This window comes from Pseudomonas sp. KU26590, assembly GCF_026153515.1.
In the GTDB taxonomy this organism is placed as follows: Bacteria; Pseudomonadota; Gammaproteobacteria; order Pseudomonadales; family Pseudomonadaceae; genus Aquipseudomonas.
The window spans coordinates 4,798,000-4,821,525 of the sequence record NZ_CP110644.1 but is presented as its reverse complement, the minus strand read 5'-3'; the positions used below and the strand labels follow the sequence as shown (position 1 = coordinate 4,821,525).

Annotated in this window: 25 protein-coding genes; 14 read left to right on the top strand and 11 right to left on the bottom strand. The window is 61.5% G+C overall.

The window, feature by feature from the left end:
• Positions 1-207: 207 nt before the first annotated feature.
• Together tusA and pdxB are read left to right on the top strand one after the other, a co-directional pair.
• Positions 208-462: a sulfurtransferase TusA gene (tusA, locus tag OKW98_RS21485; RefSeq protein WP_237252274.1), complete on the top strand. Its 255-nt coding sequence runs from the start codon at positions 208-210 to the stop codon at positions 460-462.
• An 88-nt stretch (positions 463-550) separates the two neighbouring features.
• Positions 551-1,699, top strand: a complete 1,149-nt coding sequence (gene pdxB, locus OKW98_RS21480; RefSeq protein WP_265386564.1) for a 4-phosphoerythronate dehydrogenase PdxB — start codon at positions 551-553, stop codon at positions 1,697-1,699.
• Position 1,700: 1 nt separating this feature from the next.
• On the opposite strand, the gene OKW98_RS21475 is transcribed toward pdxB, so the two are convergent.
• Positions 1,701-2,681, bottom strand: coding sequence for a zeta toxin family protein (locus tag OKW98_RS21475; protein ID WP_265386563.1), 981 nt, complete (start codon positions 2,679-2,681; stop codon positions 1,701-1,703).
• 165 nt (positions 2,682-2,846) lie between these two features.
• Positions 2,847-3,023, bottom strand: a complete 177-nt coding sequence (locus tag OKW98_RS21470; protein WP_166650608.1) for a PA1571 family protein — start codon at positions 3,021-3,023, stop codon at positions 2,847-2,849.
• 172 nt (positions 3,024-3,195) lie between these two features.
• On the opposite strand from OKW98_RS21470, the gene OKW98_RS21465 reads away from it, so the two are divergent.
• Positions 3,196-4,974, top strand: a complete 1,779-nt coding sequence (locus tag OKW98_RS21465; protein WP_265386562.1) for an ABC transporter transmembrane domain-containing protein — start codon at positions 3,196-3,198, stop codon at positions 4,972-4,974.
• A 21-nt stretch (positions 4,975-4,995) separates the two neighbouring features.
• Here the strand turns inward: OKW98_RS21465 and OKW98_RS21460 are convergent, their stop codons facing one another.
• Positions 4,996-5,283: a pyrimidine/purine nucleoside phosphorylase gene (locus OKW98_RS21460; RefSeq protein WP_265386561.1), complete on the bottom strand. Its 288-nt coding sequence runs from the start codon at positions 5,281-5,283 to the stop codon at positions 4,996-4,998.
• 90 nt (positions 5,284-5,373) lie between these two features.
• On the bottom strand, positions 5,374-5,916 hold the full coding sequence (locus tag OKW98_RS21455) for an exonuclease domain-containing protein (protein ID WP_265386560.1): 543 nt from the start codon (positions 5,914-5,916) through the stop codon (positions 5,374-5,376).
• A 569-nt stretch (positions 5,917-6,485) separates the two neighbouring features.
• Between OKW98_RS21455 and OKW98_RS21450 the strand changes: the two genes are divergently transcribed.
• On the top strand, positions 6,486-7,316 hold the full coding sequence (locus OKW98_RS21450) for a substrate-binding periplasmic protein (RefSeq protein ID WP_265386559.1): 831 nt from the start codon (positions 6,486-6,488) through the stop codon (positions 7,314-7,316).
• Positions 7,317-7,407: 91 nt separating this feature from the next.
• Here OKW98_RS21450 and OKW98_RS21445 read toward each other — a convergent pair whose 3' ends face one another.
• The gene (locus OKW98_RS21445) at positions 7,408-7,575 is read right to left on the bottom strand and encodes a DUF2897 family protein (RefSeq protein WP_265386558.1); all 168 of its coding nucleotides are present in this window, start codon (positions 7,573-7,575) and stop codon (positions 7,408-7,410) included.
• A 175-nt stretch (positions 7,576-7,750) separates the two neighbouring features.
• Here OKW98_RS21445 and pyrF point away from each other — a divergent pair, with 175 nt between their 5' ends.
• Entirely contained in the window at positions 7,751-8,449 is a 699-nt protein-coding gene (gene pyrF, locus OKW98_RS21440) for an orotidine-5'-phosphate decarboxylase (protein ID WP_265389803.1), read from the top strand.
• A gap of 136 nt (positions 8,450-8,585) precedes the next feature.
• On the opposite strand, the gene OKW98_RS21435 is transcribed toward pyrF, so the two are convergent.
• On the bottom strand, positions 8,586-9,725 hold the full coding sequence (locus OKW98_RS21435) for a glycerophosphodiester phosphodiesterase (protein ID WP_265386557.1): 1,140 nt from the start codon (positions 9,723-9,725) through the stop codon (positions 8,586-8,588).
• Between the two features lie 424 nt (positions 9,726-10,149).
• On the opposite strand from OKW98_RS21435, the gene OKW98_RS21430 reads away from it, so the two are divergent.
• The 4 genes from OKW98_RS21430 to OKW98_RS21415 all read left to right on the top strand — a co-directional run bounded on the left by OKW98_RS21430 (position 10,150) and on the right by OKW98_RS21415 (position 13,736).
• Positions 10,150-11,082 carry a 2-hydroxyacid dehydrogenase gene (locus OKW98_RS21430; RefSeq protein ID WP_265386556.1) on the top strand — a complete coding sequence of 311 codons (933 nt, stop codon included), beginning with the start codon at positions 10,150-10,152 and terminating at the stop codon, positions 11,080-11,082.
• A gap of 71 nt (positions 11,083-11,153) precedes the next feature.
• A complete protein-coding gene (locus OKW98_RS21425) occupies positions 11,154-11,918 on the top strand; it encodes an SDR family oxidoreductase (RefSeq protein ID WP_265386555.1) in 765 nt (254 codons plus the stop codon).
• 126 nt (positions 11,919-12,044) lie between these two features.
• A complete protein-coding gene (locus OKW98_RS21420) occupies positions 12,045-12,734 on the top strand; it encodes a fumarylacetoacetate hydrolase family protein (protein WP_265386554.1) in 690 nt (229 codons plus the stop codon).
• Positions 12,735-12,830: 96 nt separating this feature from the next.
• Positions 12,831-13,736: a helix-turn-helix transcriptional regulator gene (locus OKW98_RS21415; RefSeq protein WP_265386553.1), complete on the top strand. Its 906-nt coding sequence runs from the start codon at positions 12,831-12,833 to the stop codon at positions 13,734-13,736.
• A 395-nt stretch (positions 13,737-14,131) separates the two neighbouring features.
• On the opposite strand, the gene OKW98_RS21410 is transcribed toward OKW98_RS21415, so the two are convergent.
• The gene (locus tag OKW98_RS21410) at positions 14,132-15,043 is read right to left on the bottom strand and encodes a LysR family transcriptional regulator (protein WP_265386552.1); all 912 of its coding nucleotides are present in this window, start codon (positions 15,041-15,043) and stop codon (positions 14,132-14,134) included.
• A gap of 56 nt (positions 15,044-15,099) precedes the next feature.
• On the opposite strand from OKW98_RS21410, the gene OKW98_RS21405 reads away from it, so the two are divergent.
• Together OKW98_RS21405 and OKW98_RS21400 are read left to right on the top strand one after the other, a co-directional pair.
• The gene (locus OKW98_RS21405; protein WP_265386551.1) at positions 15,100-15,810 is read left to right on the top strand and encodes a CTP synthase; all 711 of its coding nucleotides are present in this window, start codon (positions 15,100-15,102) and stop codon (positions 15,808-15,810) included.
• A gap of 4 nt (positions 15,811-15,814) precedes the next feature.
• Complete coding sequence (locus OKW98_RS21400; RefSeq protein ID WP_265389802.1) at positions 15,815-16,141, top strand: antibiotic biosynthesis monooxygenase family protein; 327 nt, start codon at positions 15,815-15,817, stop codon at positions 16,139-16,141.
• Positions 16,142-16,355: 214 nt separating this feature from the next.
• Here OKW98_RS21400 and OKW98_RS21395 read toward each other — a convergent pair whose 3' ends face one another.
• From OKW98_RS21395 to OKW98_RS21385, 3 genes are all read right to left on the bottom strand, one after another.
• Positions 16,356-17,774 carry a short-chain fatty acid transporter gene (locus OKW98_RS21395; RefSeq protein WP_265386550.1) on the bottom strand — a complete coding sequence of 473 codons (1,419 nt, stop codon included), beginning with the start codon at positions 17,772-17,774 and terminating at the stop codon, positions 16,356-16,358.
• A gap of 300 nt (positions 17,775-18,074) precedes the next feature.
• Positions 18,075-18,731: a CoA transferase subunit B gene (locus OKW98_RS21390; protein WP_074892416.1), complete on the bottom strand. Its 657-nt coding sequence runs from the start codon at positions 18,729-18,731 to the stop codon at positions 18,075-18,077.
• Positions 18,732-18,813: 82 nt separating this feature from the next.
• Positions 18,814-19,515, bottom strand: a complete 702-nt coding sequence (locus OKW98_RS21385) for a CoA transferase subunit A (protein WP_037013408.1) — start codon at positions 19,513-19,515, stop codon at positions 18,814-18,816.
• A 130-nt stretch (positions 19,516-19,645) separates the two neighbouring features.
• Here OKW98_RS21385 and OKW98_RS21380 point away from each other — a divergent pair, with 130 nt between their 5' ends.
• The 3 genes from OKW98_RS21380 to OKW98_RS21370 all read left to right on the top strand — a co-directional run bounded on the left by OKW98_RS21380 (position 19,646) and on the right by OKW98_RS21370 (position 22,798).
• Positions 19,646-20,569, top strand: coding sequence for a LysR family transcriptional regulator (locus OKW98_RS21380; RefSeq protein WP_265386549.1), 924 nt, complete (start codon positions 19,646-19,648; stop codon positions 20,567-20,569).
• Between the two features lie 152 nt (positions 20,570-20,721).
• Positions 20,722-22,092 carry a gluconate:H+ symporter gene (locus tag OKW98_RS21375; protein WP_265386548.1) on the top strand — a complete coding sequence of 457 codons (1,371 nt, stop codon included), beginning with the start codon at positions 20,722-20,724 and terminating at the stop codon, positions 22,090-22,092.
• Between the two features lie 430 nt (positions 22,093-22,522).
• A complete protein-coding gene (locus OKW98_RS21370) occupies positions 22,523-22,798 on the top strand; it encodes a hypothetical protein (protein ID WP_265386547.1) in 276 nt (91 codons plus the stop codon).
• Between the two features lie 10 nt (positions 22,799-22,808).
• On the opposite strand, the gene ssuE is transcribed toward OKW98_RS21370, so the two are convergent.
• On the bottom strand, positions 22,809-23,390 hold the full coding sequence (ssuE, locus tag OKW98_RS21365) for an NADPH-dependent FMN reductase (RefSeq protein WP_265386546.1): 582 nt from the start codon (positions 23,388-23,390) through the stop codon (positions 22,809-22,811).
• Positions 23,391-23,526 lie beyond the last annotated feature (136 nt).

Sequence of the window (23,526 nt, the reverse complement as noted above, 5' to 3'; positions counted from 1 at the left end):
GGTTTCTAATCTGCGAAGAAATGTCAAGGATCATACGTGCCGGGTCCGGTATGACCAAACGCCAAGATGTCGCAGAATCCTACAAAGTTTGTAGGCAGCAGCGTAGTCCATGCCCATTTGCTCATGGATTTCCTACCCAACCCGGCTGCCCGATTTGGCGTGCTTCATCAATTAGGCGACAATGCCGGCCTGTTTCCGGAGCGCCCCATGTCTGATTCCATTAAAAGCCCCGCCGTCGATGCCGTGCTCGACGCCACCGGCCTCAATTGCCCCGAGCCGGTCATGATGCTGCACCAGAAGGTGCGTGACCTGCCGCCCGGCGGCTTGCTCAAGGTAATTGCCACCGATCCTTCCACCCAGCGTGATATTCCCAAATTCTGTGTGTTCCTCGGCCACGAGCTGGTGGACAAACAGGCGGGCGACGGCGAGTTCCTCTACTGGATCCGCAAGAAGCTCGACTGATTGGCTGCGCAGCGACTGACGCTTTTCGCGTCATGCTGGCTCGGCAGGACTCTGGCGCCTACACTGCGGCCACTCCAGGAGCCCTGACATGCGCATAGTTGCCGACGAAAACATTCCCTTGCTCAACGCCTTCTTCGCAGGCTTGGGTGACATCCAGCGTTATCCGGGGCGCACGCTCGACCGTGCTGCCGTCGCCGACGCCGATATTCTGCTGGTGCGCTCGGTGACGCGGGTCGACCGCGCCTTGCTCGAAGGTACGCCGGTGCGCTTCGTCGGCACCTGCACCATCGGCACCGATCACCTTGATCTCGACTACTTCAAGGAAGCTGGCATTCAATGGTCAAGCGCCCCGGGCTGCAACGCCCGTGGCGTGGTGGACTACGTGCTGGGCAGCCTGATGACCCTCGCGGAAATCGAAGGCGTCGAACTCGCCAGTCGCACCTATGGCGTGGTCGGCGCGGGGCAGGTCGGCAGTCGCCTGATCAAGGTTCTGCGCGGCCTGGGCTGGAACGTCCTGGTCTGCGACCCGCCGCGTCAGGCCGGTGAAAGCGGCGATTACGTCAGCCTCGACGAGATCATCGCCCGCTGCGATGTGATCAGCTTGCACACACCGCTGGATAAACACGGCGACACGCCCACCTGGCACCTGTTCGACCGCACTCGCTTGCAGCAGCTCAAGCAGGGCGCCTGGCTGATCAACGCCGCGCGTGGCCCGGTGGTCGACAACACCGCTTTGCGCCATGTGTTGCTGGAGCGCGAAGACCTGCAAGCGGTGCTGGACGTCTGGGAGCACGAGCCGGCGGTCGATGTCGAACTGGCCGAATTGTGCGTGATCGGCACGCCCCACATCGCCGGCTATAGCCTCGATGGCCGACAGCGCGGCACGGCGCAAATCTACCAGGCGCTGTGCGCGCACCTCGGCCAACCGGCGAGCATCCGTCTTGAAGACTTGCTGCCCAAGCCCTGGCTGGCCGGGGTTGATCTGGATGCCGCCACGGACCCGGTCTGGGCGCTGAATGCGCTGTGTCGCGGCGTTTACGATCCGCGCCGCGACGACGCGGATTTCCGCCGCAGTGTGGTAGGGGGGGCCGACAGCCAACGCCTTGCCTTCGACGCGCTACGCAAGCATTACCCGCCCCGCCGGGAAATCGACAGCCTGCAGGTGCGCATCAACGGCGAGTCGGCGGCTCTGCGTCAGATCGTCGAGGCCTTGGGCGCAACGTTGATCGCCGATTGATTCACACGGTGTATTTCTTGATGTAAGACCACAACGTTTCGGGCAGTCGTTGCGGAACGTGCTGCCAGAATCGGCGCATCTTCGGGAGTGCGTTATAGGCCTCATGCCACGCCTCCTCGCGATCTTCACGGCGCGTCACCGGGGCTTCGATCAGTCCGATGAAGCTGGCGAAGCTGCAAGGGATCGGCAACGCCTCGCTGCGCTCAATCCGGTGCACCTGTTCCTGCACGGTGATCGCCACACCTTGTTCGTCGATGAACACGTAAGGGGTCAGCGAACTGACCCGATCACAGCGGCTGCTGCACAGCTTCTTTCGGTTCTTCAGTTCACCGAAGCCTCGCTCGTACAGACTGATCGTAGAGCCACTGACCCTCATGCAGGCCTCTTCGAACGCGTTGAGAATGACCTCGGCGTTTTCGATGCTCGTTTCGATGGTGGCGATATCGACGAAGCGCTCCAGGGTCCCGGCTTCCAGCGCGTTGAAGGCGCGCTTGATGGTTGAGAGGTGAACGAAGTCCTTCTTGCATCCGATCAAATGAACGTCGAACTGGTAGTCAGCCAGTTCCTGGCCCGAGATCACCGTGGCAAACGCTTTGGTGTCCAGCGCGGTTTCCATTACGATGTTGAACTTGTTGCTGTGGGCATAAGCGAAGATGCGGCTGCACAGCTCCCAGATGAACGCCTCCGTATGTTTGTACCGGCGGGTCACGTCCTGATCGGCGAAGTCCGCATAGCGAGGATGCAGCTCGCGGAAGTTTTCCTGGTACAGATGCACGTAGTTGCCGTAGCCCGGTGTTTTGAGGAGCGTATTGTTCAGCATGTACGTCTTGCCCGAGCCCTGCACCCCGGCGACCACCAGGATCTTCGGTGCAGGACTTCCATCGTCTGCAATGTCTTTAGGCACATCAAACATGGTGCCTACGATCGCCTCGAATACGGCATCCAGTTCTTTTGGCGTGTAGGCGTAGTGTGTTTCGGTCATGGCGCTTGTTCCTTGAGTTAAGTTGGATTGACTGTTGAAAGTCTCAAGGACGTAATCGTAGTGCCCGGCAATGAGCAACTGGATAAACGCGCTGTGTATTGCAGAATGTTTATAACGCCCATAAAAAACCCGGCGCCATGGCCGGGTTTCAATCAAATCTGCACATCAATCTTGTTTTTCGGGCTGCACCCAGTATTTCTCGCATTCCTGGCAGGCGGCCTGGACCATTTCTTCAGTAATCAGAATTTCCTGCCCGTTTCTGTCGAGTATCGCGCCACCCAGTTGCAGTTCGGGTTGAGGGCGGAACACGGGTTCTTGATTGCTGCTGCTTTGCAAGCTCATGGGCTGTCTCCTCATCAGGTAAGAGCGCGTCGATAGTAATCACGCCGGCATGACCGCGCCGTGACAGCATTCCTTGACTGACGACGGTGCGCGGAGTTCAGCGAAAGCTGACGAGCGTGTGCGAGGAGGGAGGTGTAGGCTCTGCGGCTGATTCGTCTCGTGAGTGTCCTCCATGGCTTCAGTGTTCTCCGGCCGTCAGCGGCATGCCATTCGCCTTGCCCTGCGCATGATCGCGCCGTACCGCAAGCAAGCCATCGGCGCGTTGCTCGCGCTGGTGGTCACTGCGGGCATTACCCTGTCGATGGGGCAAGGTATCCGGCTGATGGTCGATCAGGGGTTCATGACCCGTTCACCGACGCTGCTCAACGAAACCATCGGCCTGTTCATGGGGCTGGTGGTCGCCCTCGCCCTCGGCACCTTCGCGCGCTTCTATCTGGTGTCGTGGATTGGCGAACGCGTGGTCGCCGATCTGCGCAAGCAGGTGTTCGACCACCTGGTCAGCCTGCACCCCGGCTTCTACGAGAATAACCGCAGCTCGGAGATTCAGTCGCGCCTGACCGCCGACACCACGTTGCTGCAATCGGTGATCGGCTCTTCGCTGTCGATGTTCCTGCGCAACGCGCTGATGGTCATCGGCGGAATCATCCTGCTGTTCTTCACCAACCCCAAGCTCACCAGCATCGTCGTCGTGGCGTTGCCGCTGGTGATCGCGCCGATCCTGATTTTCGGGCGCCGCGTGCGAAGCCTGTCGCGGGAGAGCCAGGACCGTGTCGCGGACGTTGGCAGCTACGTCTCCGAGGCGCTGGGGCAGATCAAAACCGTTCAGGCCTACAACCATCAGGAGCAGGATCGGCAGCGTTTTGCGCAGACAGCCGAAGACGCGTTCGAGACGGCGCGTAAGCGGATTCTGCAACGCTCGTGGCTGATTACCCTGGTGATCGTGCTGGTGCTGGGCGCGGTGGGTGTGATGCTTTGGGTCGGCGGCATGGATGTGATTGCCGGCCGCATCTCCGGCGGCGAGCTGGCGGCGTTCGTGTTCTACAGCCTGATCGTCGGCAGCGCGTTCGGCACCCTCAGCGAGGTGATCGGCGAGATGCAACGGGCAGCGGGCGCGGCAGAGCGCATCACCGAACTGCTGCAGGCGCGCAGCGAAATCACCGCGCCGGCCCGCGATCTGCTGACGCTGCCGGCGCGCATCAGCGGTCGCCTGGCGCTGGAAAATCTCAGTTTCGCGTACCCGTCACGCCCGGAGCGTAACGCCGTGGACGGCTTGAGCCTGACCGTCGAAGCGGGGGAAACCCTGGCGCTGGTCGGGCCTTCCGGCGCGGGCAAGTCGACGCTGTTCGATCTGCTGCTGCGTTTCTATGACCCGCAGCAGGGGCGCGTGCTCATCGAAGGCATGCTTGCCGAGCGCCTTGACCCGCTGGACCTGCGGCGTTGCTTCGCCTGGGTGTCGCAGACGCCCGCGCTGTTTTTCGGCTCGGTGGAGGACAACATTCGCTACGGCAACCCGGCGGCGAGCGTCGAGCAGGTGGAAGCGGCAGCACGGACTGCCCATGCCCATGAGTTCATTCAGCTGCTGCCCCAGGGTTATCAGACCCATCTGGGTGATGGCGGCATGGGCTTGTCGGGCGGGCAGCGTCAACGGCTCGCGATTGCCCGAGCTTTGCTGGCCGATGCGCCGATTCTGTTGCTCGACGAAGCCACCAGCGCACTGGATGCCCAGAGTGAGTACCTGATTCAGCAGGCGTTGCCGACGTTGATGAAGGGCCGCACGACCCTGGTGATCGCCCATCGACTGGCGACGGTACAGAACGCCGACCGCATTGCGGTGATGGATCAGGGGAAACTGGTCGCGGTGGGAACCCATCGCGAGCTGATTGCCAGCAACCCGCTGTACGCGCGTCTGGCGGCCTTGCAGTTCAACACAGGGATGGAGCAGGCCGGCTGAAGGCCGACCTGAATCGGCGCGTCAGTCTTTGCGGTATTCGCAGAGGTAGGCGGTTTCTTCGGTCGCTTCGACATCGAATTTGACGTTCGCCGGAATCTTGAAACTCTCGCCGGCTTTGAAGGTTTCCCAGTCATTGGCGCCCGGTAGCAGCACTTTCAGCTCGCCTGAGATCACATGCATGATTTCGCGGTCGCTGGTGCCGAAGTTGTATTTTCCGGGAGCCATGACGCCGATGGTCGCGTCGCCTGCTGCTTGCTTGAAGGCGATGGATTTGACGGTACCGTCGAAATACTCGTTGACCTTGAACATGGCTGATCTCCTTGGAAAGGGCTGGAAAAGGCCGGACAGTATGCCGAACGTACAAAAGGCCGTCATCCGCTTTGATAAATGCGTCATGTTTCAGCCGGGAATCACCAGCGGTAACAACCGCGCGGTATTGCGCGCGTCCGACAGCGCCCGGTGTTGCTGGCCATTGAAATGCATTCCCGCCAGTTGCAGCGCGGCGTTCAGGCCGCAGGGTTTTTGCAGGTGACGGGCTTTGGCGAAGCGTTGCTTCAGGTTGATGTGGGGCAGGGTGGCGAGTTCGCTGGTGAGCTGATGCTGACGCCAGTCCTGTTGCAGTTGCTGGCGGTCATAGTCGCCCCAACTGGTCCAGGCGACCAGTCGCTCGCGGTGTTGGGCGATCCAGCGTTCGAACTGTGGCCATACGGCGGGCAACGTCGACGCACTGTCGATCAAGCGCTGCTGAATGTGCGTCAGCTCTCGGCAGAAAGGCGTGAGCAACGGCCGGCGCATGGGCCGTACGAAGCGTTCGAAATGGTCGATTTCGCGCCCCTCCTGATTGACCAGTGACGCACCGATTTCGATGATTTCCATCTCCGCCACCGGCCATCCGCCCTCTTCGGTGGTGGCCTCCAGGTCTATCACCAGCCAGTAGGACATCTTGAACTCCAGTTTCATAACCTGCGGCAGCGCCCTGGAGCGTAGTCACATCAAGGCCGTCACGTCCAACTGCCCGGCGCAGATGATCCATGATTGGGACTCGCGGCAGGCAGGAAGGTTTGCAGCGGCAGCCTCTTTTGTAGCGTCTGACTTGTATATGGCCGTGACAGCGCTTGCCTGGCCAACGCGCCTCGGCATAAATTGCATGCGCATCCGATGCTCACCTAAAGCGCAGTGCGGTCGATAACGCAAAGGACAAGGACAGCTTCAGCCGGGATTACACTGTTAGTGGGACCGGCTTTACCCAGGAAAGCGTCGGGCGGCACACCCCCAAATGGGTGGCGCTCAGACGGGCCTCTTCCCGGCTAAAGCCGGTCCTACAGAATATCGCGCGCTGTTGTGGGACCGGCTTTAGCCGGGAAGGTGGCAAGCATGGACAGGGGGCAGCAAGGCGCTAGGAGGGCGGGAGTTGGTGCGACAGGGGCGATTTAGCCTCCGTTTTACCGTTGTCTAATTGATCGCGAACGCATAGCTTACGTACTCCGTTTCGCCTGAGGTGCCTTGTCTTGATGTCCACGCCGATGCGGATGGCTTTTAACACCCTGCTGTTCACGACCACTACGCTGTGGGCCTGGCAGGCCGGTGCGACGCAGATCGTGCGCATTGGTGCGGCGCATTTCCCGCCGTATACGATTCGTCCGGAACGCGGCGAAGACACCGGGCTGTTGCCGCAGATGATCAGCGCGCTGAACGCGATGCAGAACGACTATCGCTTTGAAGCGGTGCCCACTTCCATCCCGCGCCGGTTTCGCGATTTCCAGCAGGCGCGCTTTGACATGGCTATCTTCGAGAACCCGGACTGGGGCTGGAAAGGCATTCCCCATGAAGATGTTGATATGGGCCTTGAAGACGCCGAAGTGTTTGTCGCCCATCGCTTGCAGGGCAGGACCCAGGCCTATTTCGATGAGTTGCATGGCAAGCGCCTTGCGCTGTTCAGCGGCTATCACTACGCGTTCGCGCGTTTCGACGCCGACCCTAAATTCCTTGCCGACAACTACAACGCCACGCTGACCTATTCCCACGACAGCAACTTGCTGATGGTGCTGCGGGACCGCGCGGATATCGCGCTGGTAACGCGCTCCTACCTGAGTACGTTCATGTCGAACAACCCGCAGGATGCCGACCAGTTTCTGGTGTCGGACCGTGTGGACCAAGTCTATCGGCACTACGCGCTGTTGCGCCCGGATGCACCCATCAGCGGCGAACGCTTCAGCGAACTGCTGCGCCAGCTCCGGGAGAACGGGGAAATGTTCAAAATCTTTCAGCCGTTTCGCATCGCGGTGACGCCACAATCCACCCACCATGCCGTAGCGCTGGGCGAAGCGGCCGAGAAGGACTGACGAAGGCAGTCATTACCGGCTGAGAACGGGTGGCGGGTGATCAGGCGGGCGGGATGCGGGAGCGCTGAAGAGGCGCCCCCACAACACGCGCTTAGCGGTCTCGCGCGTCTTTTGCGTCCATCTCGGCGTTGCGCTCATGGACGCGCTTGAGTTGCTCATCGGTGAGGGGCAGTTTCTTCGCTGAATCCTTGAGCATCAGCAGACCGCCGACGATCGAGCCGATTGCAACGACCAGAATTAACCAGGCATACCAGGGCATAACGCTCTCCTTCTTGTGATAGGGCTTGGAGCAGCGACGCTGTCCAGTGGTTCAATTGTAGGAGATGCTCAACGCCCGGCGCGTGTCGGGCAGGCATTTACCGATTGCCGGGTCCCGCGTTGCGGGATGTTCGGCTACAATGCGCGCCGATTTCGACTTGCCAGAGAACCCGCTCATGTCCGCCTGCCAGACCCCCATCATCGTCGCCCTGGATTTCCCGACCCGCGAAGCCGCGTTGAATCTGGCTGATCAGCTGGACCCCAAGCTGTGCCGGGTCAAGGTAGGCAAGGAGCTGTTCACCAGCTGCGCATCGGACATCGTCGAAACCCTCAACAGCAAGGGTTTCGAAGTGTTCCTGGACCTTAAATTCCATGACATTCCGAACACCACGGCAATGGCGGTCAAGGCCGCCGCCGAGATGGGCGTGTGGATGGTCAACGTGCATTGCTCCGGCGGCCTGCGCATGATGGCGGCCTGCCGTGAGGTGCTGGATCAGCGCACCGGCCCCAAACCGCTGTTGATCGGTGTCACCGTGCTGACCAGCATGGAGCGCGAGGATCTGGCCGGGATCGGTCTGGACATCGAGCCCCAGGAGCAAGTGCTTCGGTTGGCGGCACTGGCTGAAAAAGCCGGGATGGACGGTCTGGTGTGTTCCGCGCTGGAAGCCCAGGCGCTGAAAGCGGCGCACCCGTCACTGCAGCTGGTGACGCCGGGCATTCGTCCGGCCGGCAGCGCGCTGGACGATCAGCGCCGCATTCTGACGCCGCGCCAGGCGCTGGATGCAGGCTCCGACTATCTGGTCATCGGCCGCCCGATCAGCCAAGCGGCTGATCCGGCGAAAGCGTTGGCAGCGGTGGTGGCGGAACTGGCGTAACTGGCGTACAACCCGCCATCCGCTGCTGGACTTGATTCTGTAGGAGCGCGCTTGCCCGCGATCGCGGTATGTCAGCGACACCAGGTACCACCTGACACGCCGTATTCGCCAGTAGCGCGCACCACCGGTTGCTGACTCAGAAACCGCTGCGTTTCAGGATTGAATCCATGCTTTCCTTCGAGGGCCGGCCGTAGAATTTCAGCAATTCCGAAGCCCGGTTGGTGAAGAACCCATCCACGCCCTGTTCGCTGATCGCCTTGAAATCCACCGCGTCATCCACGGTGTACGGATGAACGATCATTCCGCGATCGTGGGCCATCTTGTTCATCCACGGCTGCACCAGGTCACTGTAGCTCTGGTCACCGCCGTTCTTCAGCGCTGCCGACGGCCCGGTACCTACGGCGCCGTGGTCTTTGGCCCAGTCCATCCAGGCGGCGAACTCTTCTTTGGATTTCACCTGCTGGCTGGCGTAAAAGCTGGCTTTGTCCTTGGCCCCCGAGTCCTTGAAAGTCTTGCCCGATGCCGCTTCGATAGAGCCGTCACCCAGCCACAGCAGCAGCACTTTCGGGGTGTCGGGCATGCTCTTCTGCAGCAATTCCATGCTTGGTTTTTCAAAGGTCTGCAGCACCACGCGGCCCGGCATGTGGGCGACGTTGACGTAGCCTTTCTCGGCGGCAGGACGCTGGCTCAGCCAACCGCGCTGATCAAGCTTGTTCTTCAAATCTTCTTCGATGCCCGGAAACTGCGCCGGCACCTTGGTTTCGATGTACAAGCCGGGCTTGTTCTTGCCGCCTTCGGCGATGTCGATGACTTCGTCCAGCGTCAGAATCTTCAGCCCGGCGTAGGTGGCGCGGGCGCGATCCGGGTAAGCCTTGTTGAACCAGGAGCCGGCGTCCAGGCGCTTGATTTCTTCCAGCGTGAACGTGTTCAGCGGGTCTTTGGCCCGTTGCGGGTAGACCTCGGCGATGTTGGTGGTGCGCTCCAGCGTGTTGTCGTGCAGCGCGATGAGCACGCCATCCTTGGTGCGCTGGATGTCCATCTCCAGGTAGTCAGCACCCAGTTCGCGGGCCAGCGTGTAGGAAGGGACCGTCTCCTCGGGCGCATTGAACGATGCGCCGCGATGGGCAATGACCGCCGGCCACGGCACGCCGATCTTCGCCGCCAGCGCCCGACCCGGTTCCTTGCCAGTATCAGCGGCCGCCAGGGCCACGGCGGATGACAACAACACACCGGCAATCGCGGCGCCGCTCAACGTTCTGGATAATCCTTTCAACATGGTTCTGACGTTCCTTTTGTGCATGTCCGTTCATGGCGCAGCCGCTGCCGCACCGCGTGGCACATCGTTTTGTCGTGACGAAATCGGGTGTCCCAAGGCTCAGACCTTAAACAGCAACGTGCATGGCGGGCAACCGGGGTTGTCGTTGCGAGGGGGGTTGCTGTCGGTTTGAGTGGCGATGGAGCGCTGCCAGTTTCCGGGATGTTTATGACATTGAGGTGCCGACGGACGCTAACCGGGGGATTACGTCTCGGCAACGTGGATTAGCGCAGTGGGCCTAGTTTTAGCTGGGGAACACTCAGTCGGGCTGGCAATCCGGCACCGTGTCTATTATGAAATCCATCTCTATCTGGCTTCCAGCCCTGCCAAACCGCTCTCACTCGCGCTACTGTCAGCACCATGAATTTTGCGCAGCGGAGGGATGATGAAAACGGTGTTGGTGCTGGTTGAAAGCGTGAACATGTATTTGCCGATTCTGGAAAGCAGCGGCTTTCGCCTGATTCTTGCGCCGACGCCGGCGATGCGCGCCGAGGCGGTGGCGAACGGGGGGGAGGAGATTGATGCGGTGTTGACCCGTGGGCCGCTGGGGTTCGCCGCCGAGGAAATGGCCGCGCTGCCGAACCTCGGCATCATCTGTGTGATTGGCGCGGGCTACGAGCGCGTCGACCTCGAAGCCGCCGAGGCGCGGGGCATTGTGGTGACCAACGGGGCAGGGGTGAACGCACCGACGGTAGCGGACCATGCGATGGCAGTGCTGCTGGCAGCGGTTCGTGACATCCCGCAGGCCGACGCGTCGGTGCGCCGCAACGAATGGCGCAAAGTCACCCGGCCTTCGTTCGCCGGCAAACGCCTGGGCATTCTCGGCCTTGGCTCGGTCGGGATGGCCATCGCCAAACGGGCGCTGGGGTTTGACATGGTCATTAACTATCACAGCCGTTCGCCCCGGGCGGGCGTGGATTTCAACTATTGCGCGACCCCGCTGGCGCTGGCAGAAGCGTCTGACTTTCTGGTGGTCGCGACGCCGGGCGGCGGCTCGACGCGGCACCTGATCGACAAAGCCGCCATCGAAGCGTTGGGCGCCAACGGCTTCATCGTCAACATCGCCCGGGCCAGCGTTGTCGACACCGATGCGCTGATCGACGCGCTTCAGCACGGCCGCCTGGCCGGGGCGGCGCTGGACGTATTCGACGACGAGCCCCACGTCCCCGATACCCTGAAAGCCTTGAACAACGTGGTCCTCACCGCGCACCTGGCGGGATTGTCGCCGGAAGCATCGCGCGACACTGTGCAAATGGTCGCCGACAACCTGCTGGCGTTTTACGCGGATCAGCCGGTGCTGACGCCTGTTCACAGCTGACGATCTGCCGCCTGACTCTTTCTAACAGCAGCTCTCCAACAACACCTCTCCAATAACAAGAGTAATCGCGCATGTCTTCATCTTCTGTGTTGAAAGTCGCTCTGGTAACGGGCGCCGGCAGCGGCATTGGCCGTGCCGTGGCGCTGCAGTTGCTGGCCGACGGTTTTGCCGTCGTGCTGGCCGGGCGTCGCCCTGAACCCTTGCAGGCGCTGGTCGAACAGGCCGAGGCTGCCGGACAACGGGCGCTCGCGGTGTCGACGGACGTGCGCGACCCGGCCAGCGTCCAGGCGCTGTTTGCGACCATCGAAAATACCTTTGGCCGGCTGGACGTCTCGTTCAATAACGCTGGCATCGGCGCACCGGCTGTACCGATGGACGAGTTGTCGGTCGAGCAGTGGAAGAACGTCATCGATACCAACGTCACCGGGATGTTTTTGTGCGTGCGTGCCGCGTTCGGCTTGATGCGGCGTCAGGCGCCTCAGGGTGGCCGGATCATCAACAATGGCTCGATTTCCGCGCACACGCCCCGGTTGTTCAGCTCGCCTTATACGTCCAGCAAACACGCCGTACTGGGCCTGACCAAAAGCACGGCGCTGGATGGTCGGCAGTTCAACATCGCCTGTGGCCAGATCGACATCGGCAATGCCCTGACTGAAATGACCGATCGCATGACCAAAGGCGTATTGCAGCCCAACGGCGATCTGCAGGTCGAGCCGACCATGAACGTGCAGCACGTGGCTGAAGCGGTGAGTTACATGGCCGGACTGCCACTGTCGGCCAACGTGCTGAACATGACGGTCATGGCCAGCAGCATGCCGTTTGTAGGGCGTGGCTGATCTGCCGGCTCGTTGAGTCGCGTTGCGTTGTTTTGTCCAAAACCTGACGGGATCCGTCCAACCCGGATGAGCGCTCAATTGCCACACTTAACCCATGCCGAGCCACCTTCAATCGAGGACACTGCCATGACCGAGTTCGTTATCGCCCCCGTTGCCACACCCTCCCTGGCCGTTGCCGGGACGTCCAGCCGATTTCCGATTCGTCGGGTTTTCTGCGTGGGCCGCAATTACTCCGATCACGCCCGGGAAATGGGTCACGACCCTGACCGCGAGCCGCCGTTCTTCTTCATGAAGCCGGCCGACGCCGTGGTGCCCGCTGAAGGCCAGATTGCCTATCCACCGCTCACCGAGGACCTGCACCACGAAATCGAACTGGTCGTGGCGATTGGCAAGGACGGCGTGAACATTGACCCGCAGGACGCTTTGAACCACGTCTGGGGCTATGGCGTCGGTCTGGACCTGACCCGCCGCGACTTGCAGGCGCAGGCCAAAAAAATGGGCCGGCCGTGGGAGTGGGCCAAAGCGTTCGACGCCTCCGCCCCCGCCACGCCGCTGCGCCCGGTCAGCGAGATCGGGCATCCGGAAGCCGGCGCGATCTGGCTCGACGTCAATGGCGAGCATCGCCAGCGTGGCGATCTGTCTGACCAGATCTGGGCGGTCAGGGACGTGATCGCGCACCTGTCGCAATCGGTGGGTCTCAAAGCGGGCGACCTGATCTATACCGGCACGCCGGCCGGGGTGGGCGCGTTGCAGCGCGGCGATGTGGTCACCGCCGGGATCGAAAGCATTGCCGAATTGAGTGTGACAATCGGCTGATCCCCTGTTGACGCCCGCCTGAGAATCGTTTGGTCCGGCTGCCGCCGTTGCCCTACCATGGGGCAGTCCGAACCGGCGATTTCAGGTGTTTCAGCGATGGTCCATCCCTCCCGCATCCAGACCTACGGCATGCAGCAGCGCAGCGACCGCATGGATTTTTACATCCGTGACAAGTCCGCCCGCCCCGCGCTGACGGCGCCCCATCGTCATGAATATTTCCAGATCCAGATCAACCTCGGCGGTGACACCGTGCAGCACATCGGTGGCGCGGTCAGGCCGTTTCCGCGCAACACTTTGGCGTTCATCCTGCCCCATCGACTGCACGTGATTCCGCACCCGGAAGACGGTAATTTTGTGCTGATCAACTTTTCTCAGGAATTTCTGCTGCAGCATCTGCAGTGCGATCCGATGGACCTGGAGGATGTGCCCGTGGCCGAGGCGCCTGAGCTGGCGCCGTTTCGGTTTCAGGAGCATCTGGATTTCACCCTTGATGACACCGACTTCGCCGACGTGACTGCGCTGCTGGTGCAGATGCGCGACATGGACCGCGCCAGGCCGTTGGGCTCCGGCGCGATCCTGCGCGGTTGCCTGCTGCAATTGATCGGCACGGTGTGCAATCGCTACGAAGCGCAGTTGCTGGCGTTGTCGGCGAACAAGGCAGAGCGGCGCGGACGGCGCGATGCGATGAGCCGGGTGATCGACTACATCCGCGCGCACATCGCCGACCCTGCCATGACCCTCACCGATGCAGCGGCGGCGGCTTTTCTGTCGCCCAACTACTTGACCCACCTGCTGCGCAAGGAAACCGGCAACAGCTTTTCCGAACTGGTTCTGGAGCGGCGCATGCGGCTGGCGCGCACGCATTTGATGAACAGCAACAAACCCTTGAGCCACATCGCCGAAATCTGCGGATTTACCGACGAAGCCTATTTCTCGCGGCGCTTTCGCAAAACCCACGGCATGCCCCCGGGGCAGTTTCGCCGCGAGCGGCGGGGTGGTTGAGCGGGGTGGGAAGGCAGCAGCGTTTCACCGCAAAAGTGATGGCGAGTGGACTGGCCTCTTCCCGGCTGAAGCCGGTCCCACTGATGCGTCGCGCCCGATCAATCTCAATGTGCTGGCTTCTTTCCTGGCTGAACAGAGGGCGCCTGAACACCGCGTACTTAGTGGGACCGGCTTTAGCCGGGAATGCGTTGGAATGGCTGGCATTGACTTGGGGCAGACAACTTCAGAAATCACGTCATGGTGACCGGCAGTTATATTCAGCCAACCCGACCCCTGTACGAGCGCGCTTGCCTGCGAAGAGGTCTGTCCATCCGACGAATTATTACCGTCTGACACTACGTCTTCGCGGGCAAGCGCGCTCTTACAGGTCAAGCAGCGTTCCTAGACCACGCTTTTTACAGCTCAATCGCCCTGGTCAGCTCGCTAAACAACGCCGACACCGAGCGCAGCGCTCGGCAATCCGGGCGCGTCAGCAGCCACAGCCCGGTGTCATGCCCCTCGATCGCTTCGCTGATGGGCTGAACCTCGCTGTCTTTCAGCATGAAATCCGGCAGCGCTGCCACGCCCATGCCTGCGCGCACCAGTTGGGCCACGGCAAGCATGGAGCTGCAGCGATAGGCCAGGTTCACGCCGGGCAGATGCTGCCGGCGCCACATCACGGTCGGGTGATCGGGGAGGAAATCGTCGGGGGCGATCCAGGCCATGTCGTCGAGGGCCAGATCACCGCAGCGCCGCACGTAGGCTTCGCTCGAACAGACCCGATATCCAACCGTGCCCAGGCGAGAGCCAACCAGGTGCTCAGGCGGCGTGTTGGTCAGACGCAGCGCGATGTCAGCGTCGCGACGGCTCAGGTTGGCAAAGGTGCTGGACGTGTTCAGTTCCAGGCGCAGCCCCGGGTAGTTCTGCATGAAGCGGCTCAAGGCAGGGAGCAGCAGGCTTTGCAACATGGCTTCGGTGCAGGTCAGGCGCACGGTGCCGCTGACGACTTGCCGGCCCTGCTCAAGGCTCAATTGCGCGAGGGCCAGCGCGTTCTCGGCACTCTCCGCCTGCTGGGCGAGGGCCAGTGCTGCGCTGGTCGGCACGTAGCCGGCGCGGCTTTTGTCGAAGAGCGCCGTGCCCATCGCCTTTTCCATCCGACGCACCGCGCGGAATACCGTCGAGACATCGACCTTCAGCAGTTCGGCGGCCTTGGCCAGCGTCCGGCCCCGCACCAAGGCGAGGATGAGGTTGAGGTCGGCATGGTTGATTCGATAGTGCGCGGCTGCATTGATCACTTGCCTGGACGCCAATTCTGATTGCAGGGCCACAAGCTTATAGTCGCCCCTGGACCTTACGCAAAGCGTTTTGATATCAGGGAGCACACATGACTCAAGGGCAAAAAATTCGGATCGCGCTGGTGGGCGATTACGACCCGAGCGTGCCGGCGCATCAAGCGATTCCGGTGGCGCTGGACAGGGTGGCGGACGAAACCGGGCTCGACGTTCAGGCAACGTGGGTGCCAACAACAGACATAAGGGATGGCGCGAGCCTGCAGGCGTTCCATGGCATCTGGTGCGTGCCGGCCAGCCCCTACCGCGACATGGACGGAGCGCTGACGGCGATCCGCTTCGCTCGCGAGCGGCAGGTTCCTTTCCTTGGGACCTGCGGCGGTTTTCAGCATGCGTTGCTGGAGTACGCGCGCAATGGTCTGGGCTGGGCCGATGCCGAGCACGCCGAGACCGCGCCGGACTCCGAGAACGCCATCATCACGCCGTTGAGTTGTTCGCTGGTCGAGGCCTTTGCGCTGATTCGTCTGCGGCCGGGTTCACGGATTGCCACCGCGTACAACGCCCTGGAAACCCAGGAGCGCTACCGCTGCCGCTACGGTTTGCGCAAGGAACTGGAAGCGGATGTGTTTGCCGGTCCGCTGAAAGTGTCGGGCTATGACGAAGACGACGAGGTGCGCGCGATGGAGCTCGACGGTCATCCTTTTTTCATCGCCACATTGTTTCAACCGGAACGCGCCGCGCTGGAGGGCAGCACGCCGCCGTTGGTGAAGGCGTTTGTGCTGGCCTGCGCGGCGGAGTTGATTTGACATGATGATGGCAGACACATTTGGCGTGCCGTACTACGCGGTGATTTTCACCTCAGTCCGCACTGAACTCGACGCTCAGGCATATGACGACGCGGCCCGGCGGATGCTCGAACTCGTTGGTCAGCAGCCGGGTTTCCTCGGCGTGGAATCGGTACGCGGCGATGATGGGTTGGGGATCACCGTGTCGTACTGGGCCAATGAAGCCGCGATCCTGGCCTGGAAGGAGCATCCGGAACATCGGGAAATCCGGGAGCGCGGCCGTTCGACCTGGTATCGGCAATGCACCACGCGGGTTTCCAGGGTGGAGCGGGAATACAGTTTCGGGAATTGAAGCCCGATCAACGCGCAAACTGCCAGTTGTGCGCGTCTGGCGCGGCGGCTCCTTACCGGCTGAATCTGTCCCACCGGCACATCGCGCGCTTTTAGTAGGACCGGCTTCAGCCGGGAAGGGGCCTTCATATGCACTCTCGATTTTGCGGTATGGCGAATGACTTCTTCCCGGCTAAAGGCGGTCCTACAGATACCCGCCGGCTTTATTCACCCATTTATGGCATAACCGGTGGAACATACGCCAATGTCGTGCCCAGCACCCAAAGCAGGAACAACACCAGCGGCGTATGCACCAGCAATTGCACGAACGAGAAGCCGATCAAATCCCGCGCCTTCAGACCGAGCACGCCCAGCAGCGGCAGCATGTAGAAAGGGTTGATCAGGTTCGGTAGCGCTTCGGCGGCGTTGTAGATCTGCACCGCCCAGCCGAGGTGGTATTTGAGGTCGTTGGCAACCTGCATCACGTACGGCGCTTCGATGATCCACTTGCCGCCGCCGGACGGAATGAAGAACCCGAGAATCCCCGAATACACGCCCATCAGCAGCGCGTAGGTGTCGTGGGAGGCGATACCGGTGAAGAACGTCGAGATGTGGTGCGCGACGGTTTGCGCGTCGCCGCCCTTGACCGTGGTCAGCAACGCGGCGATCGAGCCGTACAACGGAAACTGAATCAGCACGCCGGTGGTGGTCGGCACGGCGCGGGCAACGGCATCGAGGAAACTGCGCGGACGCCAGTGGAGCAGTGCGCCGACCATGATGAACAGGAAGTTGTAGGTGTTCAGGCCGGAAATCGCGGTGATTGCAGGCTTGGTGCTGAACTCGTTGTACAGCCAGCCGGACGCCAGCGCGACCATTAGAATGATCAGCAGCGGGCTGTATTCCAGCCATTCGCCGGGGCGGGTGCGCGGCGGCAACGGTGGCAGGCTGAAGCTCGGGTCGATGCCGCATTCCTTGGCATCGCGGGCGTTGGCCGGGCCAGGCGCTGTGGCGTAGGCGACGATGATCGAGACCACCACCAGGGCCAGCAGCATCACGCCGGACTGCCAGAGGAAGATCGTCTGGGTGAACGGAATCACCCCGGTGATCGCCAGGATTGACGGCGGCAGGCTGGCCGGGTTGGCTTGCAACTGCGCGGCGGACGACGACAGGCCCAGCGCCCACACAGCGCCCAGACCCAGGTAAGCGGCGGCACCGGCGGCGCGATAGTCCATTTTCAGATCGGTACGACGGGCCAGGGCGCGCACCAGCAAACCGCCGAAGACCAGCGACAAACCCCAGTTGAGCAAGGAGGCCACCATGCTGATCAGCGCGACCCAGGCCACGGCCGAACGGCCGTTTTTCGGGATGCGCGCCAGGCGGTCGATCAGTTTGACCGCAGGCGGCGAACTGGCGACGACGTAACCGCCAATGACCACGAAGGCCATTTGCATGGTGAAGGGGATCAGGCTCCAGAAGCCGTCGCCGAAGGCTTTGGCGGTGTCGGCGGGTTTGGCGCCGATGACCAGCGTGGCGAGGGTGACGATGACCACGGCCAGGGCGGCGAACACCCACGAGTCCGGGAACCAGCGTTCCGCCCATTTGGCGCAACGCAGGGCAAAGCGGGCGGAGCGGCTTTCTTCGATGTCGGCGGCCACGTGTGTTACCTCTTTTAGTTATTGTTCAGGTTTTCAGGACGGCAGTTTCAAGTGTTGGCGGTAACGCGAAAAAAGCACCGGCTCAGAGACAGCAAAGCCCCTTCATCGCTGAAGGGGCAGGGCGGTCTGACCAAAGGTACGGGTGTGGCGAATGCTCAGGGTGTGGCCAAAATGCCAGGCACGACGCGGATCCTGTAGGAGCGCGCTTGCCCGCGAAAGGCTCGTTCAGACACTGCGTGGGTGTCTGGCCATCTGCGGTTCGCGGGCAAGCGCGCTCCTACAAGTACCGCGCCATCGCCGTTAAAACGTCATTTCAACCACGTCATCCGGCACGATCAGCTTGCCGGCGGTCTTGGCGATGATTTCATCGACGGTCACGCCCGGTGCGGTTTCGCGCAGCACGAAGGCGCCGTTTTCGATCTCCAGGTAGGCGAGGTCGGTCAGCACTTTCTTGATGCAGCCGGCGCCGGTCAGCGGCAGGCTGCAGCGCGACAGCAACTTGGATTCGCCGTCCTTGGACGCATGGGTCATGGTGACGATGATGTTCTCGGCACCTGCCACCAGGTCCATCGCGCCGCCCATGCCCTTCACCAATTTGCCGGGGATCATCCACGACGCAATGTTGCCCTCGACGTCCACTTCAAACGCGCCGAGCACGGTCAGGTCGACGTGGCCGCCACGGATCATCGCGAAGGACTCGGCCGACGAGAAAATCGATGCGCCCTTGCGCGCGGTCACAGTCTGTTTGCCGGCGTTGATCATGTCGGCATCGATGGTTTCTTCGGTAGGAAACGGGCCCATGCCGAGCAGGCCGTTTTCCGATTGCAGCATCACGTCGATGCCGTCCGGTACGTAGTTGGCGACCAGGGTCGGGATGCCGATACCCAGGTTCACGTAGAAGCCGTCTTGCAGTTCGCGCGCAACGCGCTGTGCCATTTGTTCGCGGGAGAGTGCCATGATCGTGGGTCTCTTTTATTCTGTCCGGCCTGCGGAAACCGGAGATACAAAGGGGAAAATCGGTTCGAGGACGATGCTGACGTCAGGCTTTTCTGACGGTTCGCTGCTCGATGCGCTTCTCGAACGTGCCCAGGATCACGCGATCGACATAAATGCCGGGGGTATGGATCTCGGTGGGCAGCAGCACGCCGGGTTCGACGATCTCTTCAACTTCCACCACGGTGATCTTGCCGGCCGTGGCCACCACCGGATTGAAGTTCTGCGCGGTGTGACGGTAGACCACGTTGCCGAAGTGGTCCGCCTTCCAGCCTTTGACGATGGCGAAGTCGCCGGTGATGGCTTCTTCCAGGATCACGTTGCGGCCGTTGAACTGACGGGTTTCCTTGCCTTCTGCGACAGGCGTGCCGTAGCCGGTGGCGGTGTAGAAAGCGGGAATGCCGGCGCCGCCTGCGCGCATTTTTTCGGCCAGGGTGCCTTGGGGGGTAAGTTCGACTTCCAGCTCGCCGCTGAGCAACTGGCGCTCGAACAGGGCGTTTTCACCGACGTAGGACGCGACCATTTTGCGGATCTGCCGGTCTTCCAGAAGGATGCCCAGGCCAAAGCCGTCGACGCCGCAGTTATTGGAAACCACCGTCAGGCCCTTCACGCCCATGCGTTTGATTTCAGCGATGAGGTTTTCCGGGATGCCGCACAGTCCGAAGCCGCCGGACAGCACGGTCATGTTGTCGGTCAGCCCGGCGAGGGCTTCAGCGTAGGTTGCCACGCGTTTGTCGAGTCCAGCCATGGTGAGATCCCGCCTTATTTGTAGTTGTGTCCGACAAGCTAAGCATCGGATAGCGTTGGTCGCATCTTCTCTCGCAGGCACTGATTTGTTAATTTTGTTTTTTTGATCGATTGATAAGTAATCTAAATATATGAACGTGAAACAGCTTCGGGCGTTTCTGGCGGTGGCGCAGTGCTTGAGTTTCGCTCAGGCGGGGGAGCGGCTGCATGTGTCGCAGCCGGCGTTGAGCCTGACCATCAAGGCGCTGGAGGAAGACCTGGGCGGTCAATTGCTGACCCGCACTACGCGCAACGTCAGCCTGACGCCAGAGGGCGAGGCCTTGCTGCCTCTTGCCCGGCAGTTGCTCGCCGACTGGGACAACACCGAAGAACTGCTGCGTCAGCGTTTCACCCTGCAGATGGGCAAGGTGTCGGTGGCGGCCATGCCGTCCTACGCGGGCAATCTTCTGCCGATCGCGCTGAAGGTGTTTCGCGAGCGCTACCCGAGGGTAAACGTCGCGGTGCACGACGTGATCAACGAACAGGTGGTGGAAATGGTCGGGCATCGGCGCGTGGAGCTGGGCATTGGCTTCGAGCCCGAGGCGGGCAATAACCTGATCTTCACGCCGTTCTACATGGACCGCTTCGTCGCGGTGGTGCCGAAGGATTCTCCACTGGCCGCACGCCGCGAAGTGAGTTGGGACGAACTGCTGCGTCATGATTTCATCACCCTGCAACGCCCGTCCGCCGTGCGCTTGCTGCTGGAGCAGGACCTGCAAAGCCAGCATGGCAAGCTGTCGGTGGCGTTCGAAAGCCATCAGCTGTCGACGGTCGGGCGCATGGTCGCCAACGGCTTGGGCGTCAGCGCCGTGCCGTCGTTGTGCATCGCGCAGATGGAAGAACTCGGCGCCCGCTGCATTGCGCTGGAAAGCCCGCGCATCGAGCGACGCATCGGTTTGATGACCCAGGCAGACCATCAGTTATCGGCAGCGGCCCAGGGGTTGCGCGAGGTGCTTATCGAATGCGCGCGGGATTCAAATGCCGCCTTCGCGAGCAAGCTCGCTCCCACAACGTAAGGGGCGTTCCAAGTCAGAGCCCCATGGCTAATCAGCCAGATCCTGTAAAAATTTAACTGCGACGCAATGCCGCATCCGGTATGGTTCGGCCGGTTGAAACATATTGTTTCAAACCATCTTGAGATAAAAACCGAACGATAAGGGGTTCCGCGTTGGATTTGTCGTCTGCTGCCTGGGTCTTGCATGACACCCGCCTGATCATCTGCTGCCTGATCGCCATTGCCACCATCATTGTACTGATCAGCGCGACCAGGCTCCCGCCGTTTCTGTCGATTCTGGTGGGTACATTTATCGCAGGGATAGGGGCGGGGTTGCCAGCGGAGGCAGTGGCCAAGGCGTTCAGCAAGGGCGCGGGCGGTATTCTCGGTGAGGCCGGGATCATCATCGCCCTCGGTGCCATGCTCGGTGCAATGATGGCCGAATCGGGCGCGGCCGATCGCATTGCGTCGACGCTGTTGGGGCTGGGCAAGGGCAAGAAGCTGCCGTGGGTCATGGCCCTGGTGGCCATGGTCATCGGCCTGCCGCTGTTCTTCGAGGTGGGCCTGGTGATGATGGTGCCGATCATCTTCGTCATGGCGCGGCAGTCGAATCAGCCGCTGCTGAAAATCGCCATTCCGGCGCTGGCCGGCATGACCACTCTGCACGCTTTGATGCCGCCACACCCGGGGCCGCTGATCGCCGTCGCTGCGTTGCACGCCGATCTGGGCCTGACCATGTTGCTGGGCTTTTGCGTGGCGGTGCCGGCGGTGATTCTGGCCGGTCCTCTGTATGGCAACTGGCTCTCCAGGCGCATGCACATCGAAGAGCCAGCGGAGTTGGGCGAGCTGTTCTCGGCCAAATCCAGCACTACGCGTCAGCCGAGCTTCGGCATTTCGTTGCTGATTATTCTGTTGCCGGTGATTCTGATGCTCGGCAGCACCCTGGCGAAAATCGCCATGGAGCCGGAAAGCAACATCGCGCTGACGCTGAAATTCCTCGGTGAACCGCTGGTGGCGTTGGGCATCGCGGTACTGGCGGCGACGGTGTGTCTGGGCTGGGCCAATGGTATCTCCCGTGAGCAAGTCGGCGGCACGTTGCGTAAAAGCCTCGCGCCGATTGCCGTGTTGCTGTTGACCATCGGCGCGGGCGGCGGCTTGAAGCAGACGCTGCTGGACGCCGGGGTCAGCCAGACCATCAGCAAAGTGGCCGAAGGCGCGCACATGCCGTACCTGCTGCTGGCGTGGTTGATTGCGGTCGCGCTGCGTCAGGCGACCGGTTCGGCTACCGTGGCGACGACCACCACGGCGGGCATTCTTGCGCCGATGATGGCCGGGCTGGCGCCGGTGGAAGCGTCACTGGTGGCGCTGGTGATCGGGGCAGGCTCGGTGTTCTTCTGCCACGTCAACGACGCGGGATTCTGGATGGTCCGCGAGTACTTCGGCCTGCAACTGAAGCAGACCATTTGGGTCTGGTCGGTGCTGCAGACCATTGTCTCGGTGGTGGGGCTGATCGGCACGTCGCTGTTGTGGCACTTTCTGGTCTGATCATTTCTCAGGGTCAACCCTGAACCCTGTGGAAGTGAGCAGCTTCACAGGGTTTATCCCCGACGCACGTGTTAGGCGTACCTTGCCAAAAATTGATGACGGTCATGCCGGCCTCTTCCCGGCTGAAGCCGGTCCTACAGTGGGTGCGCGGTGTCCGTAGGACCGGCTTCAGCCGGGAAGCTTTTGATCTTGATCTTCGAATGCAAAAAGTCCAGTCACCGCCAAACGCGACTTGGGGTGCTTTTCCAAGTAACTCGCCGAAGGCGAAACCGGAGGCCGTTAGGCCGGCGCACTCTACACTTAGATAGATCGCGGAACACACAATTGCGCGCCAAACCGATAGCCACTATCAAGACGACTGATTTCTGCTGGAAAGGCCCGGGGCGTAGCCTTGGCTTCATTCCAGAAACGAGCCGAATGGAGGCTCCCAATGAACCGTCTTCTTGCCCTCTCCCTGTTACTCTCCGCCTCCGTTCTCGCCGGTTGTGCCGCTGGCAATCATCCCGAACTGCGTCCCTACAGCGCTGAAGAAACCCACCAGCTGGCCCTGGAAGACCTCAACCGTCGCGGCTTGTCCTACGACGAATTCCAGGCCCGCAAGGCGCAACTGATGGAGCAGCCACAACTGCAACGCGCCCACGCGTTCGATAACCGTGGTGAAGTGAACGCCGACGTCAGCGTCCCTTCGAAAGCACGTCAGGGTTGAGTCCCAAACCTTACAACGCCAGTTTCAAATGCCCGCCCGCTTCCTTGTGACGCGCATGGGTCCGGTGTTGCAGGCCCAGTAGAAAATGATCCAGACCCTCATGCAGACGCTGGGTCAGCAGTTCATCCAGATCACCGCCCAGTGCGTTCTCGCCGTAGCTGATCTGGCTATCGATGGCGAACACCCCATGCAGCACTTCCTGGCATTTCAACGCGGACAGCACTGGCTTCAACGCGTAATCCACCGCCAGCATGTGCGCAATGCTCCCCCCCGTGGCGATCGGCAAGACCACTTTGCCCTGCAGTGACCGCTCCGGTAGCAGGTCGAGCAGCGTCTTCAACGCCCCCGAAAACGACGCCTTGTACACCGGCGTGCCGATCAGCAAGCCGTCTGCCTTTGCCACCGCTTCGATAAAAGCCACCACCTGCGGGCTGTCGAACTTGGCGTAGAGCAAGTCTTCGGCGTTGAAATCCTGAATACGCACGCCGTTCAGTTCGACGCCACGGTCCTTGAGCCAGTGCGCAGCATGTTGCAGCACCACGCCGGAGCGGGATCGTGGGGAAGGGCTACCTGAAATCGAGACTACCAACATGTGTTGTTTCCTTGGGGTCAGTCACCCGAGGTGCTTGGCACCGTGCAGGCCGCGTTCAACGCGAAAGTGATGGGCGTGAAGACCCTTTGACGGTACTAAAGCAGCATGCGTGCCAGCGCTCGCCATGTGCTGCCGT

Coding starts and splice junctions, on each gene's coding strand:
- tusA (WP_237252274.1), top strand. CDS start 208: ATGTCTGATTCCATTAAAAGCCCCGCCGTCGATGCCGTGCTCGACGCC.
- pdxB (WP_265386564.1), top strand. CDS start 551: ATGCGCATAGTTGCCGACGAAAACATTCCCTTGCTCAACGCCTTCTTC.
- OKW98_RS21475 (WP_265386563.1), bottom strand. CDS start 2,681: ATGACCGAAACACACTACGCCTACACGCCAAAAGAACTGGATGCCGTA.
- OKW98_RS21470 (WP_166650608.1), bottom strand. CDS start 3,023: ATGAGCTTGCAAAGCAGCAGCAATCAAGAACCCGTGTTCCGCCCTCAA.
- OKW98_RS21465 (WP_265386562.1), top strand. CDS start 3,196: ATGGCTTCAGTGTTCTCCGGCCGTCAGCGGCATGCCATTCGCCTTGCC.
- OKW98_RS21460 (WP_265386561.1), bottom strand. CDS start 5,283: ATGTTCAAGGTCAACGAGTATTTCGACGGTACCGTCAAATCCATCGCC.
- OKW98_RS21455 (WP_265386560.1), bottom strand. CDS start 5,916: ATGTCCTACTGGCTGGTGATAGACCTGGAGGCCACCACCGAAGAGGGC.
- OKW98_RS21450 (WP_265386559.1), top strand. CDS start 6,486: ATGTCCACGCCGATGCGGATGGCTTTTAACACCCTGCTGTTCACGACC.
- OKW98_RS21445 (WP_265386558.1), bottom strand. CDS start 7,575: ATGCCCTGGTATGCCTGGTTAATTCTGGTCGTTGCAATCGGCTCGATC.
- pyrF (WP_265389803.1), top strand. CDS start 7,751: ATGTCCGCCTGCCAGACCCCCATCATCGTCGCCCTGGATTTCCCGACC.
- OKW98_RS21435 (WP_265386557.1), bottom strand. CDS start 9,725: ATGTTGAAAGGATTATCCAGAACGTTGAGCGGCGCCGCGATTGCCGGT.
- OKW98_RS21430 (WP_265386556.1), top strand. CDS start 10,150: ATGAAAACGGTGTTGGTGCTGGTTGAAAGCGTGAACATGTATTTGCCG.
- OKW98_RS21425 (WP_265386555.1), top strand. CDS start 11,154: ATGTCTTCATCTTCTGTGTTGAAAGTCGCTCTGGTAACGGGCGCCGGC.
- OKW98_RS21420 (WP_265386554.1), top strand. CDS start 12,045: ATGACCGAGTTCGTTATCGCCCCCGTTGCCACACCCTCCCTGGCCGTT.
- OKW98_RS21415 (WP_265386553.1), top strand. CDS start 12,831: ATGGTCCATCCCTCCCGCATCCAGACCTACGGCATGCAGCAGCGCAGC.
- OKW98_RS21405 (WP_265386551.1), top strand. CDS start 15,100: ATGACTCAAGGGCAAAAAATTCGGATCGCGCTGGTGGGCGATTACGAC.
- OKW98_RS21400 (WP_265389802.1), top strand. CDS start 15,815: ATGATGGCAGACACATTTGGCGTGCCGTACTACGCGGTGATTTTCACC.
- OKW98_RS21390 (WP_074892416.1), bottom strand. CDS start 18,731: ATGGCACTCTCCCGCGAACAAATGGCACAGCGCGTTGCGCGCGAACTG.
- OKW98_RS21385 (WP_037013408.1), bottom strand. CDS start 19,515: ATGGCTGGACTCGACAAACGCGTGGCAACCTACGCTGAAGCCCTCGCC.
- OKW98_RS21380 (WP_265386549.1), top strand. CDS start 19,646: ATGAACGTGAAACAGCTTCGGGCGTTTCTGGCGGTGGCGCAGTGCTTG.
- OKW98_RS21370 (WP_265386547.1), top strand. CDS start 22,523: ATGAACCGTCTTCTTGCCCTCTCCCTGTTACTCTCCGCCTCCGTTCTC.
- ssuE (WP_265386546.1), bottom strand. CDS start 23,390: ATGTTGGTAGTCTCGATTTCAGGTAGCCCTTCCCCACGATCCCGCTCC.